Source organism: Undibacterium sp. Rencai35W (assembly GCF_049340185.1).
In the GTDB taxonomy this organism is placed as follows: Bacteria; Pseudomonadota; Gammaproteobacteria; order Burkholderiales; family Burkholderiaceae_D; genus Undibacterium.
This window is the reverse complement of the sequence record NZ_JBMPPC010000005.1, coordinates 402,606-417,355: the sequence shown is the minus strand read 5'-3', so window position 1 is coordinate 417,355 and position 14,750 is coordinate 402,606. Positions and strand designations below refer to the sequence as shown.

Genomic DNA, 14,750 nt, shown 5'->3' with positions numbered 1-14,750 from the left:
CAGGCTTATTATAGACGTTTTTTGAAAGCGATTTCATAAACATGAAAACGTTATCGTTGACGATCTGTCAGATAGTCAACGATAAGTACAAGCAACTGGATGATGCAGATCATTGAAAGCTGGCCTGAGATTTTTAAAACAAAAATACCTCAATCAAAAGACCGTGATAACGCAGGCGTGGTTGCATGCCCTACAGCATGGATTCTTATGATTTGAGAAACGGACTCTCAACGAAAAACAGGAAAAGCGAAAGAGCGTACCGGGCTGTCCCTGCTCTTCCGCACTCTATTTTTGCTTGAAATCAGGCAGCGTCCTTGGCGGGATGCGATTGCCGATGGTATAGGAACTCCAGCACGGCACTACGGTATTCCGCGTATTGAGGATTTTGCGACAACGCAACGCGATCACGCGGACGATCCAGATTAACGCTGAGGATCTCACCGATAGTCGCTGCGGGGCCGTTAGTCATCATCACAATGCGATCTGACAACAATACCGCCTCATCCACATCATGAGTCACCATCACTACGGTAGATTGAGTCTTGGCAACGATCTTCAGTAATTCATCTTGCAAATGAGCGCGGGTCAGTGCATCGAGTGCGCCGAACGGTTCATCCATCAACAAGACTTTTGGCTCTATCGCTAATGCACGGGCTATGCCGACACGTTGTTTCATACCACCGGAAATTTCATTCGGACGTTTTTTTTCTGCGTGCATCAAACCAACTAACGACAAAGCTTGTAAGGTACGTTTTTGCAATTTCGTCTTATTTTCGGCAGCACCAAAAACACGCTCCACTGCGAGGTAAATATTTTCGTAACAAGTCAGCCATGGTAATAGGGAATGGTTTTGAAACACCACACCACGCTCTGGAGACGGGCCGGAGATTTCGCGATGCGCGCATAACAGCGTACCCGACGTCGCCTCGGTAAGGCCGGCAATCAGATTCAGCAAAGTTGACTTGCCGCAACCGGAATGGCCAATCAGCGTAATGAATTCCCCCTTACGCACTTTGAGATTGATATCGCGCAGAGCATGAAAACTCCCCTTCTTGGTGTTGAACATCATCTCTACCTGATTGATCTCGATATACTTCTGATCACCTGCCGGATCTTTGGACGATACATCAATAACAGTCTCAGACGATTTCATGACGATACCTCTTCATAAGTGAAGGCGCGGGCAATCGCGACCAGAATTTGTTCCAAAATCAAACCGACTAAACCAATGACGATAATGGCAATGATGATGTGAGGGACGTTTAAATTATTCCATTCGTCCCAGACCCAAAATCCAATCCCGACACCGCCTGTCAGCATCTCGGCTGCGACGATCACTAACCACGCGGTACCGATCGCCAGACGCACGCCCGTCAACATGTAAGGCAGGACCGAGGGAAATAAAATCTTCGTGACGATTTTCCATTCAGATAAATTCAATACGCGCGCCACGTTCATATAATCCTGCGGCACACGCTGCACACCGATCGCCGTGTTGATCACCATCGGCCAGATAGAGCAAATAAAGATCGACCAGATCGCGGCAGGATGGGCCGACTTAAACACCAGCAAGCCAATCGGCAACCAGGCTAATGGCGAGACCGGTTTCAGCAAGCTGATGATGGGATTGAACATGCCGGACAAAAAGCGAAACCGACCTATCATGAACCCTAGCGGAATCCCCACTGCCGCAGCCAGTCCAAAACCAACTGCCACCCGTTTCAGCGATGCATAAATATTCCAGCCTATGCCTTGGTCGTTCGGTCCTTTTTGATAGAAGGGATCAGAGAATACATTGATCGCCTCTTGCAAGGTCACCCAGGGAGAAGGAAAGGATGAATTTTTGAATGCGATAATTTCCCAGATTAGCACTAGCAAGCCGATACCAAATATCGGCGGTAACACACTCAACAAAAACGGTCGTATAGAACGTTTCACTCTCAGCTCCTTATTTTTTGTCGTTGCTGTTGTTGCTATTACCTCAGGCATAGCAGATGAAGCTGCTCTCTCTGTTACGCTACCAGCCACCGGTGTGGCCGGCTCTCTTATAACGCCCTGCACCATGGTATTCATCACGATTCCTTAGGCTTTGATCTTGAAAGATGCCGCGTAGGCCGCCGGATTCTTACCATCCCATACGGTACCGTCCATCAATTTACTGCTACGCATCGGGTCTTTAGGAACATTGACTTTTGCCATTGCCGCTGCATCTTTGTAGATATCAATACGATTCACAGATTTGGCGACGGCCAGATAATCCGGATCCGCTTTCAGCAAACCCCAGCGCTTGTGCTGAGTCAGGAACCACATACCGTCAGACAGATAAGGGAAGTTCACTGCGCCGTCGTTGAAGAATTTCATGTAGTTAGGGTCATCCCAGGTCTTACCCAAGCCATTTTGGTAGCGGCCGAGAATCCGCTGATTAATGACATCCACCGAAGTATTGACATAAGATTTATCGGCAATCGTTTCAGCCATTTTATTTTTGTTCAATAACGAGGCATCAATCCAGCGACTGGCTTCAAGAATCGCCGCGGTCATGGCTCTGGCCGTATTCGGATATTTCTGTACAAACTCGGCAGTCGTACCTAATACTTTTTCCGGATGATCTTTCCAGATGTCTTGCGTTGTGGCAGCGGTAATACCAATACCGTCGGCAATCGCACGATGATTCCAGGGTTCGCCGACACAATAGCCATCCATATTGCCAACCCGCATATTCGCGACCATTTGCGGTGGCGGGACGGTGATGACTTTGGCGTCTTTCATTGGATTGATGCCATGCGCTGCCATCCAGTAATACAGCCACATGGCATGTGTACCGGTAGGAAAAGTCTGCGCAAAAGTGTATTCGCGTTTGTCTGTTTGCATGAGCTTGGCGAGACCAGTGCCATCTACCGCGCCTTTTTCTGCCAGCTTTTTGGATAAGGTAATCGCTTGTCCATTATTATTCAGCGTCATCAGGATGTTCATATCCTTCTTGGATCCGCTGACACCCATTTGCACACCATACAGCAAGCCGTATAAGCAATGTGCTGCGTCGAGCTCGCCGTTGACTAACTTATCGCGCACGCTCGCCCATGATGATTCTTTGGTAGGTACGATTTTGATGCCGTATTTTTTGTCGAAGCCAAGTACGGAGGCCATCACGACAGACGCGCAATCTGTCAAGGGGATGAAGCCAATGCGAACTTCCTCCTTCTCCGGCTTATCTGAACCTGCTGCCCACACACCACCGGTCGCTAGTCCCATTGCACTCGCTCCTGCAAATAAGCTGGCGCTCTGCACCAGGCTACGACGTTTATGATTAACTGATTTCTCATCTTGACCGCCTTCAGGTTTGGTGGATGTCTCTTGCTTCAACATGTCTGCACTCCAGCTATATAATTTGTGGACAAAAAAAAGGCGCCTTACCACCAAACGATTTGTTTGTATGGGAAGACACCTTTGTCTGATGCGAATCGACCGCCGTTGGTCTGATTCACAAGTGCGCCATCGTTGGCGCTTACCTTCTCTTATGCAATTGCTGTGCCAGATCGTTTTTAAGTCAGATTAAGAATGAAGAAAGTAAGCAATATCTGCCTTGCGGAGGCAACGGTACGCCTAGAGTTTCACTGAGATGAAGCACTGTAACCTGAGGTCGGGCTTGGAAGAGCGGGAAAGAACCGGACAGAAATATTTACGCTTAAAAATCGAATTTCGCCTGAAGACTCGAACTAATGTAGCGCTTCAGATGAAGAACACATAAAGAATTCGCACTGATTTTGTGCGCCGCACCACAGTTGTTCACTTTGCAGGACAGACAATACCGCCCCCATCAACCCAGCAAGTCTGCAACGTCTAATACCCGTTGCGCCAGATCAACCAGTTTGAGATTTTTTTCCATCGCCTGCCTGCGTAATTTTTGGTACGCCTCATTCTCGGACAACTGATGGCGCTCCATCAGCAAACCCTTAGCACGCTCGATGGTCTTGCGTTCTGCCAGCTTGGCTTTGGTATCAGACAACTCGGAGCGTAGCTTTTGATCAGCATTAAAGCGCGCCATTGCAACATCCAATACCGGCTTGATACGCTCGCTATGCAAACCGGCTACAACATATGCGGACACCCCTGCCTCCATTGCTGCCGCCATATTTGATTGATTGCTGTCTTCGGTGAACAACACGATGGGCCTCGGTGCATCACGAGTAGCCATCACCATGTGCTCAAGCACATCGCGTGAATCCGACTCAGCATCGATAATGATCATGTCCGGTTGCAGCTGAGCGATACGTTCGCTCATATACATGTCGCCTGGAATCACGGCAATAATGTTGTAACCCGCTTGCAACAAGCCAATGCGCAGCGCGCGCGAACGGGCAAGCTGTGCCTGCGCATGCGGGTCTTGTTCATCTTCATACAAAATCACGGTGTTGACCACCACGATCTTTAAACTCGGTGGTAGCGTCACTGATTCTGGAAAATTCGGCTTATTCATCAATTTTCACTCGTTATCGCTATAATCCTGCTCTTAACTACTTGCATCGCGACATTTGCATGCAAGAATCGCTCCACTCTGGCATCTGCCTCTAGAAAACACAATGATAGTTCTTGGTCTTGAATCTTCCTGCGACGAAACCGGTCTTGCCTTATATGACACTGAACAAGGTCTATTGGCACATGCCTTGCACTCGCAAATCGCCATGCATCAAGAATACGGTGGGGTAGTACCGGAACTGGCCTCACGCGATCACATACGACGAGCAATTCCTTTATTGGAAGAAGTGCTAGACAAAGCACAATTGCCGCGCACAGCGATTGATGCGATTGCTTATACACAAGGACCAGGCCTGGCAGGTGCTTTACTAGTTGGCGCTTCTGTAGCCTGCGGATTAGGCTTGGCGCTAGATAAGCCCGTATTGGGCATTCATCATCTGGAGGGCCATCTGCTTTCTCCTTTATTAGCAAGCAAGCCACCGGCATTTCCATTCATCGCCTTATTGGTGTCCGGCGGTCATACGCAACTCATGCGAGTTGATGGCGTAGGTCAGTATCAGTTGTTAGGCGAAACTCTCGACGACGCTGCGGGTGAAGCGTTTGATAAGTCCGCTAAACTCTTAGGTTTGTCATATCCGGGAGGGCCTGCGATCTCACGTCTGGCAGAGTTCGGTGATCCGCTTGCTTATAAGTTTCCGCGTCCCATGTTGCATTCCAAAGATCTGAATTTCAGTTTTTCTGGTTTAAAAACGGCCGTGCTTACCGTTGTCAAAACTCACCCGGTAAATATCTGCGAACAGGATAAGGCGAACATTGCGCGCGGCTTTGTCGATGCGCTGGTAGATGTGCTGGTCGCAAAATGTGTGACTGCGATGAAAGAACACGGCATGAAACGTTTAGTCATTGCGGGCGGTGTGGGGGCAAACAGTCAACTGCGAGCTGCGTTAAATGCGGCCGCCACTAAACGACGTTTTCAGGTGTTCTATCCTGAATTAGAATTTTGTACCGATAATGGCGCGATGATCGCTTTTGCAGGTGCGATGCGACTCAAAAAAAATCCCGCTTTAGCCAAACGGGATTATGGTTTTAACGTAAGACCTCGCTGGCCTTTGCACGAATTAGAAGCTGCTTAAATTCAGCAACTACATGTCGGCTTTTGCTTCAACTTAGCTTGATTACAATACTCAGGCTAATTGATTCAGAAGCTCAGCGACAACGAGTCACTTGTAGATACCGCAGCCAACAATGACATCCTCATACTTTTCTATGTACATTGATTTAGGTTCGATTTGCTTAGTCAGCGGATTCAGAAATTTATAATCCTGCCAACCGCTGCCTTTTTTCTTCGCCATCTCAAGACGTTCTTTAATAAAGAATTTACCGTCTTCGTCTTTAAGCTCAATCATGTCTTTACCCACCATGCGCGGATTAAGATGTGCCAGATTTTTACCATTAAAATCATACACAACAACGTACAAATCCTTATCCGAGTACTGCCCATCACGTTTATTGATCTCGGCAATCGTTGCCTGAACTCCAGATTTTTTCATCGCCTCAATAGTTTTTTGCACCATTACTTTCGCCTCGCTGGCGGTGCCGTGCTCTGCCGACAATACGGGCATACACCAGAAAAAAGAAAGCGCGCAAATTGCAGTAGCTACTTTTTTGAACATGGTCAATCTCCATAGAAATTTTCAGCATTGCAAGTATTTCATCTTAGATGGCAAACAAACATATTCCTAGCAATAAAACCTACTTCTTTTTGCTACCGAGCTTACTCTCTTTGCCCTTCATCAGATTCGTAATATTCTGGCCATGACGATAAATCAATAAACCACTCATCACAAAAATTGCCAGCAACTTGATATCCGGCCCGAACAAAAACCCATAGTAAAAGGGCGCAAAAATTGCCGCAATTAAAGCTGCCAGAGAAGAATAGCGGAACGCAAATGCAATGATCAGCCATGTCGCCAATGTCGCAAGTCCCAGCCAAGGATTCAATCCAAGCAATACCCCCAAAGCAGTAGCGACGCCCTTGCCACCGACGAATTTAAAAAATACCGGCCATAAATGCCCGAGAAACACAGCAATCGCCACCAGACCAATGGCATTTTCATTCAAGTCAACCTGCGGGCCGTAAGTGACTGCCAGCCAGACAGCTAACCAGCCTTTAAATCCATCACCAAGCAAAGTCAGAACCGCTGCGACTTTGTTCCCGCTACGCAGAACATTCGTCGCTCCCGGATTTTTAGATCCGTAAGTACGCGGATCCGCCAGACCAAAAATTTTACTGACCACTACCGCAAATGAGATCGACCCGATCAGGTAAGCGGCAAGTACTGCAAGCAAAGTAGTCATTCGATTCCTTCTAATGATGTAAGAGTATGTAAAAACGTACGGCAGTTTATGTGAATTTCATAACGGCATGAATAATTTCATCAACTTGGCAAAAAATTTACTCGTCAAGTGCGCATTGCACCGGCTGCGCTTGCAGTAAAGAAGTTAGCAACTCTGGTGCTATCCCAACCAGATAACCGCGCTGACCTCCATTAATATAAATTTTATCCAAATTCAAAATGCTGTTCTCGACATAAACCGGCATCTGTTTCCGCGTACCAAACGGCGAAGTACCACCAATCAGATAACCAGAATGTTTCTGTGCGATTTCAGGCTTGCACGGCTCCACCGATTTACATCCGATTTGCCGCGCCAGATTCTTGGTCGATACCTTACGGTCACCATGCATTAAAACAATCAAGGGTTTAGCCACATCATCTTGCATCACTAGAGTTTTAACCACGGCATGCTCATCAACCGCCAGCTCACGGGCAGAAACTGCCGTTCCACCAAACTCTTCGTAGGCATAAGGATGCTCGGAGAACAGCGCTTTGTGCTTACGTAAGAATTGTGTCGCTTGTGTGACGGATACGTGTTCTTTTTTAGCCAAAATAATCTCACCATCATGTTTCAGTCGTGAGAATAAATTATATCGCTAGAAAAGCACTATATTGCCATTTGTCTATACTTTTATCCCCTAGGATGATGCAAAGCATGCAGCTTCTTCAAACGCTCTTTTGCGACATGGGTATATATCTGTGTAGTTGAGATATCTGAGTGACCAAGCAAAAGCTGTACGACGCGCAAGTCGGCGCCGTGGTTCAGTAAATGTGTTGCAAACGCGTGGCGCAAGGTGTGGGGTGACAGGGGTGTGTGAATACCTGCCATGCCCGCATATTTTTTAATCAGAATCCAAAACATTTGCCTCGTCATCGCACCACCACGGGCGGTCACGAATAGGGCGTCATCGATCTGACCATTCAGGATTTGTGGTCGTACATCTCGTAAATAACGCTCCATCCACATCCTGGCGACTTCGCCGAAGGGTACCAGGCGGGTTTTGCTACCTTTGCCGGTAATTCGCAGAACACCGTCATTGAGACTGACTTCAAGTGAACGCAAGGTTACCAGTTCAGTGACCCGTAAACCGCATGCATATAAAACCTCCAGCATCGTGCGGTCCCGCAGACCGTGTGGTGTGCTGTCGTCGGGTGCTTGCAATAAGGCTTCGACTTGCGCTTCACTCAGCGTGTGAGGTAAGCGACTAGCCTGCTTTGCCGATCGTAGTTTAGTACAGGGATTTGCCGTCATCAGATTCTGACGAAATGCCAGACGGTAAAATCGTTTGAGGACGGTCATTCTGCGATTTGCAGAGGTCGCTTTTGAGATGGCGTGTTTTTGCGCGATATAGCTTGCAACATCCACCTCGTCGGCTTGATACAAATGTTTTTGTCGCTGTAAATATAGCCATTCTGCAAAAAAACGTAGATCGCGTCGATACGCTTCTAATGAATTTTTTGCTAAGCCATCTTCTAGCCAGAGCGTGTCACAAAACTGGTCAATCTGCTCCTGGATAGGTGGAGGCAACAGTACCGGGATTGCGGAGGATCCCTGAGCATCTGAGCTTGCTACTTTGACGTCCACAAAGACTCCTGGGTGTAACCGGCCACGCCCTCATGGGTAAGCAACCAGCGCTTTACACCGAGGTGAAACCCAGTTTCATCATCGTGATGCGCAAAACCGCCAAGGCCACCAGCAGCAGTGACTCTATGGCATGGGATCACTAAGGGAAACCAGTTCGCGCCACATGCCTGCCCTACCGCACGTGGTGCCGATTTTATATGCTTAGCGATCTGTCCATAGGTCAGGATCTCGCCACGCGGAATCGAAGAAATCGTTTGCCAGACCTTGGTCTGAAATACGCTACCCACCTGTTTGAGAGGCAAGTCAAAGCGATAATCAGGCTCCGCCAAATAGCGTTCGATTTGCTTGGAGGCCTTCTCTGCAACTTTATCAACCGGTGCTTTGTCAGGGAAACGGGGCGGCAGATACACCAGTTCAGTCACTAACTGCGATTCTGTACGGATACCGATGGCACCGAAAGGTGCATGAACGATAGCGGAAAAGATACCGGTTTCTCTGTCTTGCATAGTGGCCTGCGAGGAAATAAGGAAATGACGGAATGGAGAATAATTGAATATAGCAAAACCAGAAAGAAAAAAGGCGCATCAAGCGATGCGCCTTTAAAACTTCTTTCGCGTTTCGGGCTGTTTAGCGCTATCTCACTCTTTTAGCACTCAGCTTGTATTAAAACGCGCGTCTCCTCAGTGTCCTACGGTATCGATACCGTTTTTATGCACTACCGCCTTATAAACCTGTACAGCTATATTCAGCGCTATTTCGCTTCATCTAATTCTATTTTAGAAGCTTACTGCTAAATTTCAATCTGCCAAGAATATAGCATGCAATTTTGTGCGTTTCAAATTGATTACGCACAAAAAAAGGGCGCTGTTGCATATAAGTACAAATACGTGGTTTTACTGAAAATTGTGCTGGACAAGACAAATTTCTTTATTACTAAAATCAACAAAGCCGTATTTACTTAGTGTAACTACGGCTTTATCCGACTTTTATTTGTAGACTAACTGGGGTAACCAAGTGGAAATTTGTGGCACGTAAGTAATTAACAACAAGAAGCCTATCATCGTCAATAACCACGGCATCACGGCGACGGTCAATTCAGTAATCCCCATTTTGGTGATTCCTGAGGCGACATAGAGATTCAGCCCCACGGGTGGATGGCACATACCGACCTCCATATTGACCACCATGATGATGCCAAAATGCACAGGATCGATGCCGAGCTTCATCGCAACCGGAAACAAAATAGGGGCCATGATCAGCACAATCGATGACGGCTCCATCACATTACCTGCCAGCAGCAACAGGATATTCACCACCAGCAAGAAGCTGATCATGCCAAAACCTTTATCCATGATCCATCCCGCCATCGCTTGCGGAATATTTTCACTGGTCATCAGGAAGGAGAATAAAACGGCATTGGTAATGATGTAGAGCAGCATTGCCGACATCGCCGCAGAATCCAGCAAGACCTTAGGAACCTTCGCCAAACTCATGTCTTTATACACAAATACCGCCACAATGAAGGCATAGACGGCAGAGACAGCCGCAGCCTCGGTAGGTGTAAACATCCCGGTATAAATGCCGCCCATCACAATCACGATCAGCAGCAAACCCCAAGCACTTTTGCGGAAATGTACCAGTCGCTCAGCCCAGCTCGCTTTTGGCATGCGTGGATAATTATGCTTGCGTGCCAGGAACCAGGTCGTCAAACCAAGGAAAATCGCCAGCAACAAACCAGGGACCACACCCGCCATAAATAACTGACCGACTGACGTATTAGTCGACACCGAGTACATGACCATCACAATTGAAGGTGGAATCAAAATACCCAAAGCACCTGAGGTCGTAATCACACCGGCGCCGAAGCCTTTAGGGTAACCCTGCTTCACCATCGCCGGCATAATGATCGAGCCAATCGCGACCACCGTCGCCGGAGATGAGCCGGATACCGCAGCAAACAACGCGCAGGCCATGACACCAGCCAATGCCAGACCGCCGTGCCAGTGACCTACCATCGAGGCGGCAAAATTAATCATGCGCCGCGCCACCCCGCCATGTGTGAGGAAATTACCCGCCAGAATAAAGAACGGAATCGCCATGATCTCGAACTTCTCAATTCCTGTGAACAATTTCAGGGCAACGGATTCAATTGGTACCGTCGTCATTGTGAACAAGAAGGTCAATACCGTCAGACCGAGAGAAATAGAAATTGGCATTCCTGTCAGCATTAACGCTAACAACAAGACAAATATGATGGCGGCGTTCATGCTTTCACCTCTTCTTCCAGACCTTCGACATGCGAATGATCATGCTTAGGCAATTCACCTGTTTTGATAAAAGCCCATGCGACTTGCATAAAGCGGAAAGACATTAGCGACGACCCCAGAGGAATCGCCATGTACACCATCCACATTGGCACTTCCAGGTCTGCTGAGGTCTGATCGGTATGCGCTAATTCCCAGACGAATTTACTACCGAGCACGGCAACAATGCCGGTAAATAGTGCGCCGGAGAGTAAACCTAGCACGACGAATTTATTACGCCAGGGCGTGTTCATCTTATTGATAAGCACATCGACACCGACGTGAATACCGGTACGCACACCATAGGCGGCACCGAATTTCGCCATCCACACAAACATATAGATGGTTAATTCTTGCGCCCAGCTGAGATTAATTTTAATCAAAAAGTCTTGTACGACAGGGATGGGGAAGCCAGCCGCATAACGATGTACGACTGCGACGAAAGTCACCAGCGTGGCGGCTCCCATCAAGAAGGCAATCAGCCATTCTTCCAGATGATCTAGGAATTTCATAGTCCCTCTTAAGTGTGATTAAGGGTGATTAAGGGTGAGTTGAAACGAATCCGATAACACGCATCAGGCGTGCCCCATCAGCTTAGTACATCAGCCCAATACATCAGCCGGATGTCAGTCGCATTCCATCACATATCAGCGACATGTCATCCGTGTGTAGCAAGGGGAGCAAAGTCCCCTCACTGACTCTGAGTGTTGTTTATTTTTCGCCAGAAGAGGCTGATAACTTACGGATCGATGCGATCAGATCTTTACCGATACGACCTTCCATATCGGTCTGTACTGGCAACAAAGCTTTGCGCCACTCATTCTTTTCAGCCGGAGTCAGCTCATAGATCGTGGTTTTACCGGCCTTACGAATCGCATCCAGTGCACGGCCATTTTCCTGATCGGCAATCGCGTTGGCATAAGTCGTCGCATTTTTCATCGCGGAATCCAGCTCAGTGCGGATATCGGCTGGCAGGCTGTCCCAGAATTTTTTATTCACGATGACGGCATAACCAAGATAGCCGTGATTCGACACGGTCACATGCTTCTGTACCTCATGCATTTTTTGCGTGTACATGTTGGATGGTGGATTTTCAGTACCATCAACGACACCTGTTTGCAGAGCCTGATACACCTCAGAGAACGCCAGCACTTGTGGATTCGCCCCCAGAGCACGCATCTGCGCATCCAGCACTTTGGACGATTGAATACGCATTTTCAAGCCTTTGAAATCGGCTGGTGTGCGCAAAGGCTTGTTTGCGGACATCACTTTGAAGCCATTGTCCCAAAACGCCAATCCTGTAATCCCTTTAGATTCAAGCTTTTGCAACAGGCCTTTACCAATGGGGCCTTCTGTCACCTGATGCAGGGTGTCTTTGAACGGGAAGATGTAAGGCAAATCAAATACTTCAAATTCTTTCACGCCGAGGGGGCCAAATTTTGCCAGTGATGGCGCGAGCATCTGTACGGCACCTAATTGCAGGGCTTCGAGTTCTTCCTTATCCTTGTACAAGGTACTATTTGGATACAGCTCAACTTTGACGCGGCCTTTAGTATTTTTCTCAGCGAGCTCTTTAAAACGTTCTGCCGCTTTGCCTTTTGGTGTATCGCTTGCGACAACATGGCTGAATTTGATGACGATAGGCGCCTGTGCAAAGGCCGCACCGCTCACGACGGATGCAACCAGCATAGAACACAGTAGGGATGTGAGTTTCATTGTTGTCTCCGGAAAATTTTAGGGATCTTACTTTTATGCCGCGATTATTCTTTGCACCGGCGCTTCCTACAACTGTGGATAACCACAATCGGATTGCAATACAACAGGTGTGCGACATACGCGCAACAAGTAAGCAACACCCACTCAACAGATGACTGAGGCTGTTTGACAGCGTTACACTAGCAAGACAATGAAAATCTCCGCAAAATCCCGCTCATGGCCGAATCAGAAATGGCGCTGGTTGCTGCCTATTCTGCTGGTCAGCCTCTTCGTCACCACACTGATCTGGCTGCCGTGGCAAGCGCAAAGGATGGAAGCAAATGAGCGTCAGGAGCAATTAATCGCCGACACTCTCTGGGTAGAGCAAGCGATCCAGTTCCAGCTAGGGCGCGATGAAGAAATGCTGCGTCAGATCGGCACGGAAATCAATGCGGGCAAAATATTGCCTGCACAAGTACGCGAACGCTTCAAGACGCTATTGAAAAGTAATCGTGAGATCCAGCGCATCGTCTGGTTCGACCATCACGATATTGTCGTCACATCGACTACCGATTCCTCAGCCAACGTCAGCCAAGCTCAGACCGCACCTGGTTTAACAGAATTCAACGCGACAGAATTCAATTCCACCGAGCTTGACCGCAAGTTACGCTGCCTCGCGCCGACTGCCGATGAAGCGAATAAAAAAACTTACCTGATGAGCTGCCAGATCCCCCTGATCAGTGCAAATCACCGTATCGGCAGCATCGTCGTCACCTACTATCTGTCGGGCATACTCGAAGAAATGGTGCCCTGGTGGTTCGCACAGGAAAACGAAATTTCGATTATCGATCTCGATGAAAAAATCTATGCGAAGCGATCCGCTGGCGGTCCCGGTAAAAATGTCTACACCCATAACCGCGCCCTGGATTTGCCAAACATTTCGCTGATCCTGCGCACCAATAGCAATAAGAGCGAACCCAAACTACTCTCGAATCTTCTGGTGCTGTCAGTCATCCTGCTGTCGATCGGACTGATCTGGAGCCTGCTCGCACTGTGGCGCGATATTAACCGCCGTCTGGCTGCCGAGGGCGCATTACGCCAGCAAGTCTCATTCCGAACGGCGATGGAAAACTCCCTGATCACCGGCCTGCGCGCACGCGATATGGAAGGCCGTCTCACCTATGTGAATCCGGCTTTTTGCAAGATGGTCGAGCATCCGGCAGAAAATATCGTCGGCAGACTGCCGCCCATGCCCTATTGGGCACCCGAAGCATTTGAAGAATATCGCCAGCGTTTTACGCAATTACTCGCCGGTACTGTTCCATCCGAAGGTTTTGAAACGATTTATCAGCGTGCCAGCGGCGAGCGTTTTCCGGTATTGATTTATGAATCGCCGCTGGTGAATGATCACGGTGTACAGACCGGCTGGATGAGCTCGATCCTGGATATATCGGAATTAAAACGCGCCCAGGAGCTCACCCGTCACCAGCAAGAGATGCTGCACGTCAGTGCGCGCCTTGCGACCATGGGCGAGATGGCATCGATACTCGCGCACGAACTGAATCAGCCACTAGCAGCGATCTCCAGCTACACCACCGGCGCGATCAATTTGCTGCAATCAGATCAGACCAATCCCGACGATAAACAATTATTACTGAGCGCTCTGGGCAAAGCCAATACTCAAGCGCAGCGTGCCGGACAGATCATTCGCAGCGTGCATGAGTTCGTTAAAAAACGGGAAGCGAGCCGCGAGCCAGTTGACATGGCCACCTTGATCCAAAGCGTCATGCCGCTGGTTGAGTTACAGGCGCAAACCTCGTACGTCAACATTCAGTACGTGATTGCCGAGCATCTGCCGCTGGTGCAAGCAGACCGCGTGCTGCTGGAGCAAGTGATCCTGAATCTGACCCGTAATGCGATCGAATCCATGCAGCAGAATCCACCGGAACACTGTCTATTGCGCATCGTAATCAGGCAAGAATCTGGCTGCATAACGGACCAGGCTGGCGCGCCGCAGACAGTCAGCAATTGCATCGTCGTTGAGGTAATTGATCGCGGTCACGGCATTTCAGCAGAGGTTGCCGCACGATTGTTCTCACCATTTTTCTCGACCAAATCGAGTGGAATGGGCATGGGACTGAACATCTGTCGCACCGCAATTGAGTTCCACGGCGGACAGCTCAGTCATCAGGATAATCCGGCTGGTGGTACTATCTTCAGGTTTTCGCTGCCGGTTTAATTTGCATTTCCCATTCCCGTATATAAAAAATAAAAGAGAGTTGTCACGCTCCCGCT

General features: G+C 48.6%; 14 protein-coding genes. 2 read left to right on the top strand and 12 right to left on the bottom strand.

The window, feature by feature from the left end; translation table 11 throughout:
• Nucleotides 1-301: 301 nt before the first annotated feature.
• The 4 genes from ACO0K3_RS13755 to ACO0K3_RS13740 form a co-directional block, all read right to left on the bottom strand.
• Nucleotides 302-1,153, bottom strand: a complete 852-nt coding sequence (locus ACO0K3_RS13755) for an ABC transporter ATP-binding protein (protein WP_422985468.1) — start codon at nucleotides 1,151-1,153, stop codon at nucleotides 302-304.
• Entirely contained in the window at nucleotides 1,150-1,938 is a 789-nt protein-coding gene (ntrB, locus tag ACO0K3_RS13750) for a nitrate ABC transporter permease (protein WP_422958192.1), read from the bottom strand. The genes ACO0K3_RS13755 and ntrB overlap by 4 nt, the downstream gene beginning before the upstream one ends.
• A gap of 144 nt (nucleotides 1,939-2,082) precedes the next feature.
• Nucleotides 2,083-3,366 (bottom strand): CmpA/NrtA family ABC transporter substrate-binding protein, encoded by a 1,284-nt coding sequence (locus ACO0K3_RS13745; RefSeq protein ID WP_422985466.1) that lies wholly within the window; start codon nucleotides 3,364-3,366, stop codon nucleotides 2,083-2,085.
• A 451-nt stretch (nucleotides 3,367-3,817) separates the two neighbouring features.
• A complete protein-coding gene (locus tag ACO0K3_RS13740) occupies nucleotides 3,818-4,477 on the bottom strand; it encodes an ANTAR domain-containing response regulator (protein WP_422985464.1) in 660 nt (219 codons plus the stop codon).
• Between the two features lie 103 nt (nucleotides 4,478-4,580).
• Between ACO0K3_RS13740 and tsaD the strand changes: the two genes are divergently transcribed.
• Complete coding sequence (tsaD, locus tag ACO0K3_RS13735; RefSeq protein ID WP_422961518.1) at nucleotides 4,581-5,609, top strand: tRNA (adenosine(37)-N6)-threonylcarbamoyltransferase complex transferase subunit TsaD; 1,029 nt, start codon at nucleotides 4,581-4,583, stop codon at nucleotides 5,607-5,609.
• Between the two features lie 87 nt (nucleotides 5,610-5,696).
• Here tsaD and ACO0K3_RS13730 read toward each other — a convergent pair whose 3' ends face one another.
• The 8 genes from ACO0K3_RS13730 to ACO0K3_RS13695 form a co-directional block, all read right to left on the bottom strand.
• Entirely contained in the window at nucleotides 5,697-6,149 is a 453-nt protein-coding gene (locus tag ACO0K3_RS13730) for a cache domain-containing protein (RefSeq protein WP_422985462.1), read from the bottom strand.
• A gap of 79 nt (nucleotides 6,150-6,228) precedes the next feature.
• On the bottom strand, nucleotides 6,229-6,834 hold the full coding sequence (plsY, locus tag ACO0K3_RS13725; RefSeq protein ID WP_422985460.1) for a glycerol-3-phosphate 1-O-acyltransferase PlsY: 606 nt from the start codon (nucleotides 6,832-6,834) through the stop codon (nucleotides 6,229-6,231).
• A gap of 97 nt (nucleotides 6,835-6,931) precedes the next feature.
• Nucleotides 6,932-7,426, bottom strand: coding sequence for an aminoacyl-tRNA deacylase (locus ACO0K3_RS13720; RefSeq protein ID WP_422985537.1), 495 nt, complete (start codon nucleotides 7,424-7,426; stop codon nucleotides 6,932-6,934).
• Nucleotides 7,427-7,503: 77 nt separating this feature from the next.
• Nucleotides 7,504-8,403, bottom strand: a complete 900-nt coding sequence (xerD, locus tag ACO0K3_RS13715) for a site-specific tyrosine recombinase XerD (protein WP_422985535.1) — start codon at nucleotides 8,401-8,403, stop codon at nucleotides 7,504-7,506.
• Between the two features lie 38 nt (nucleotides 8,404-8,441).
• The gene (locus ACO0K3_RS13710) at nucleotides 8,442-8,963 is read right to left on the bottom strand and encodes a methylated-DNA--[protein]-cysteine S-methyltransferase (RefSeq protein ID WP_422985458.1); all 522 of its coding nucleotides are present in this window, start codon (nucleotides 8,961-8,963) and stop codon (nucleotides 8,442-8,444) included.
• A gap of 480 nt (nucleotides 8,964-9,443) precedes the next feature.
• On the bottom strand, nucleotides 9,444-10,724 hold the full coding sequence (locus tag ACO0K3_RS13705; protein ID WP_422961512.1) for a TRAP transporter large permease: 1,281 nt from the start codon (nucleotides 10,722-10,724) through the stop codon (nucleotides 9,444-9,446).
• Nucleotides 10,721-11,272 carry a TRAP transporter small permease gene (locus ACO0K3_RS13700; RefSeq protein ID WP_422985456.1) on the bottom strand — a complete coding sequence of 184 codons (552 nt, stop codon included), beginning with the start codon at nucleotides 11,270-11,272 and terminating at the stop codon, nucleotides 10,721-10,723. Before ACO0K3_RS13700 ends, ACO0K3_RS13705 begins: the two co-directional genes overlap by 4 nt.
• Nucleotides 11,273-11,471: 199 nt before the next feature.
• Nucleotides 11,472-12,476 (bottom strand): TRAP transporter substrate-binding protein, encoded by a 1,005-nt coding sequence (locus tag ACO0K3_RS13695; RefSeq protein ID WP_422985454.1) that lies wholly within the window; start codon nucleotides 12,474-12,476, stop codon nucleotides 11,472-11,474.
• Between the two features lie 190 nt (nucleotides 12,477-12,666).
• Between ACO0K3_RS13695 and ACO0K3_RS13690 the strand changes: the two genes are divergently transcribed.
• The gene (locus tag ACO0K3_RS13690; protein WP_422985452.1) at nucleotides 12,667-14,694 is read left to right on the top strand and encodes a two-component system sensor histidine kinase NtrB; all 2,028 of its coding nucleotides are present in this window, start codon (nucleotides 12,667-12,669) and stop codon (nucleotides 14,692-14,694) included.
• Nucleotides 14,695-14,750 lie beyond the last annotated feature (56 nt).

Bases quoted from the DNA above. Each gene is read 5' to 3' on its own strand.
- ACO0K3_RS13755 (WP_422985468.1), bottom strand. From the start codon at position 1,153: ATGAAATCGTCTGAGACTGTTATTGATGTATCGTCCAAAGATCCGGCA.
- ACO0K3_RS13745 (WP_422985466.1), bottom strand. From the start codon at position 3,366: ATGTTGAAGCAAGAGACATCCACCAAACCTGAAGGCGGTCAAGATGAG.
- ACO0K3_RS13740 (WP_422985464.1), bottom strand. From the start codon at position 4,477: ATGAATAAGCCGAATTTTCCAGAATCAGTGACGCTACCACCGAGTTTA.
- tsaD (WP_422961518.1), top strand. From the start codon at position 4,581: ATGATAGTTCTTGGTCTTGAATCTTCCTGCGACGAAACCGGTCTTGCC.
- ACO0K3_RS13730 (WP_422985462.1), bottom strand. From the start codon at position 6,149: ATGTTCAAAAAAGTAGCTACTGCAATTTGCGCGCTTTCTTTTTTCTGG.
- plsY (WP_422985460.1), bottom strand. From the start codon at position 6,834: ATGACTACTTTGCTTGCAGTACTTGCCGCTTACCTGATCGGGTCGATC.
- ACO0K3_RS13710 (WP_422985458.1), bottom strand. From the start codon at position 8,963: ATGCAAGACAGAGAAACCGGTATCTTTTCCGCTATCGTTCATGCACCT.
- ACO0K3_RS13705 (WP_422961512.1), bottom strand. From the start codon at position 10,724: ATGAACGCCGCCATCATATTTGTCTTGTTGTTAGCGTTAATGCTGACA.
- ACO0K3_RS13700 (WP_422985456.1), bottom strand. From the start codon at position 11,272: ATGAAATTCCTAGATCATCTGGAAGAATGGCTGATTGCCTTCTTGATG.
- ACO0K3_RS13695 (WP_422985454.1), bottom strand. From the start codon at position 12,476: ATGAAACTCACATCCCTACTGTGTTCTATGCTGGTTGCATCCGTCGTG.
- ACO0K3_RS13690 (WP_422985452.1), top strand. From the start codon at position 12,667: ATGAAAATCTCCGCAAAATCCCGCTCATGGCCGAATCAGAAATGGCGC.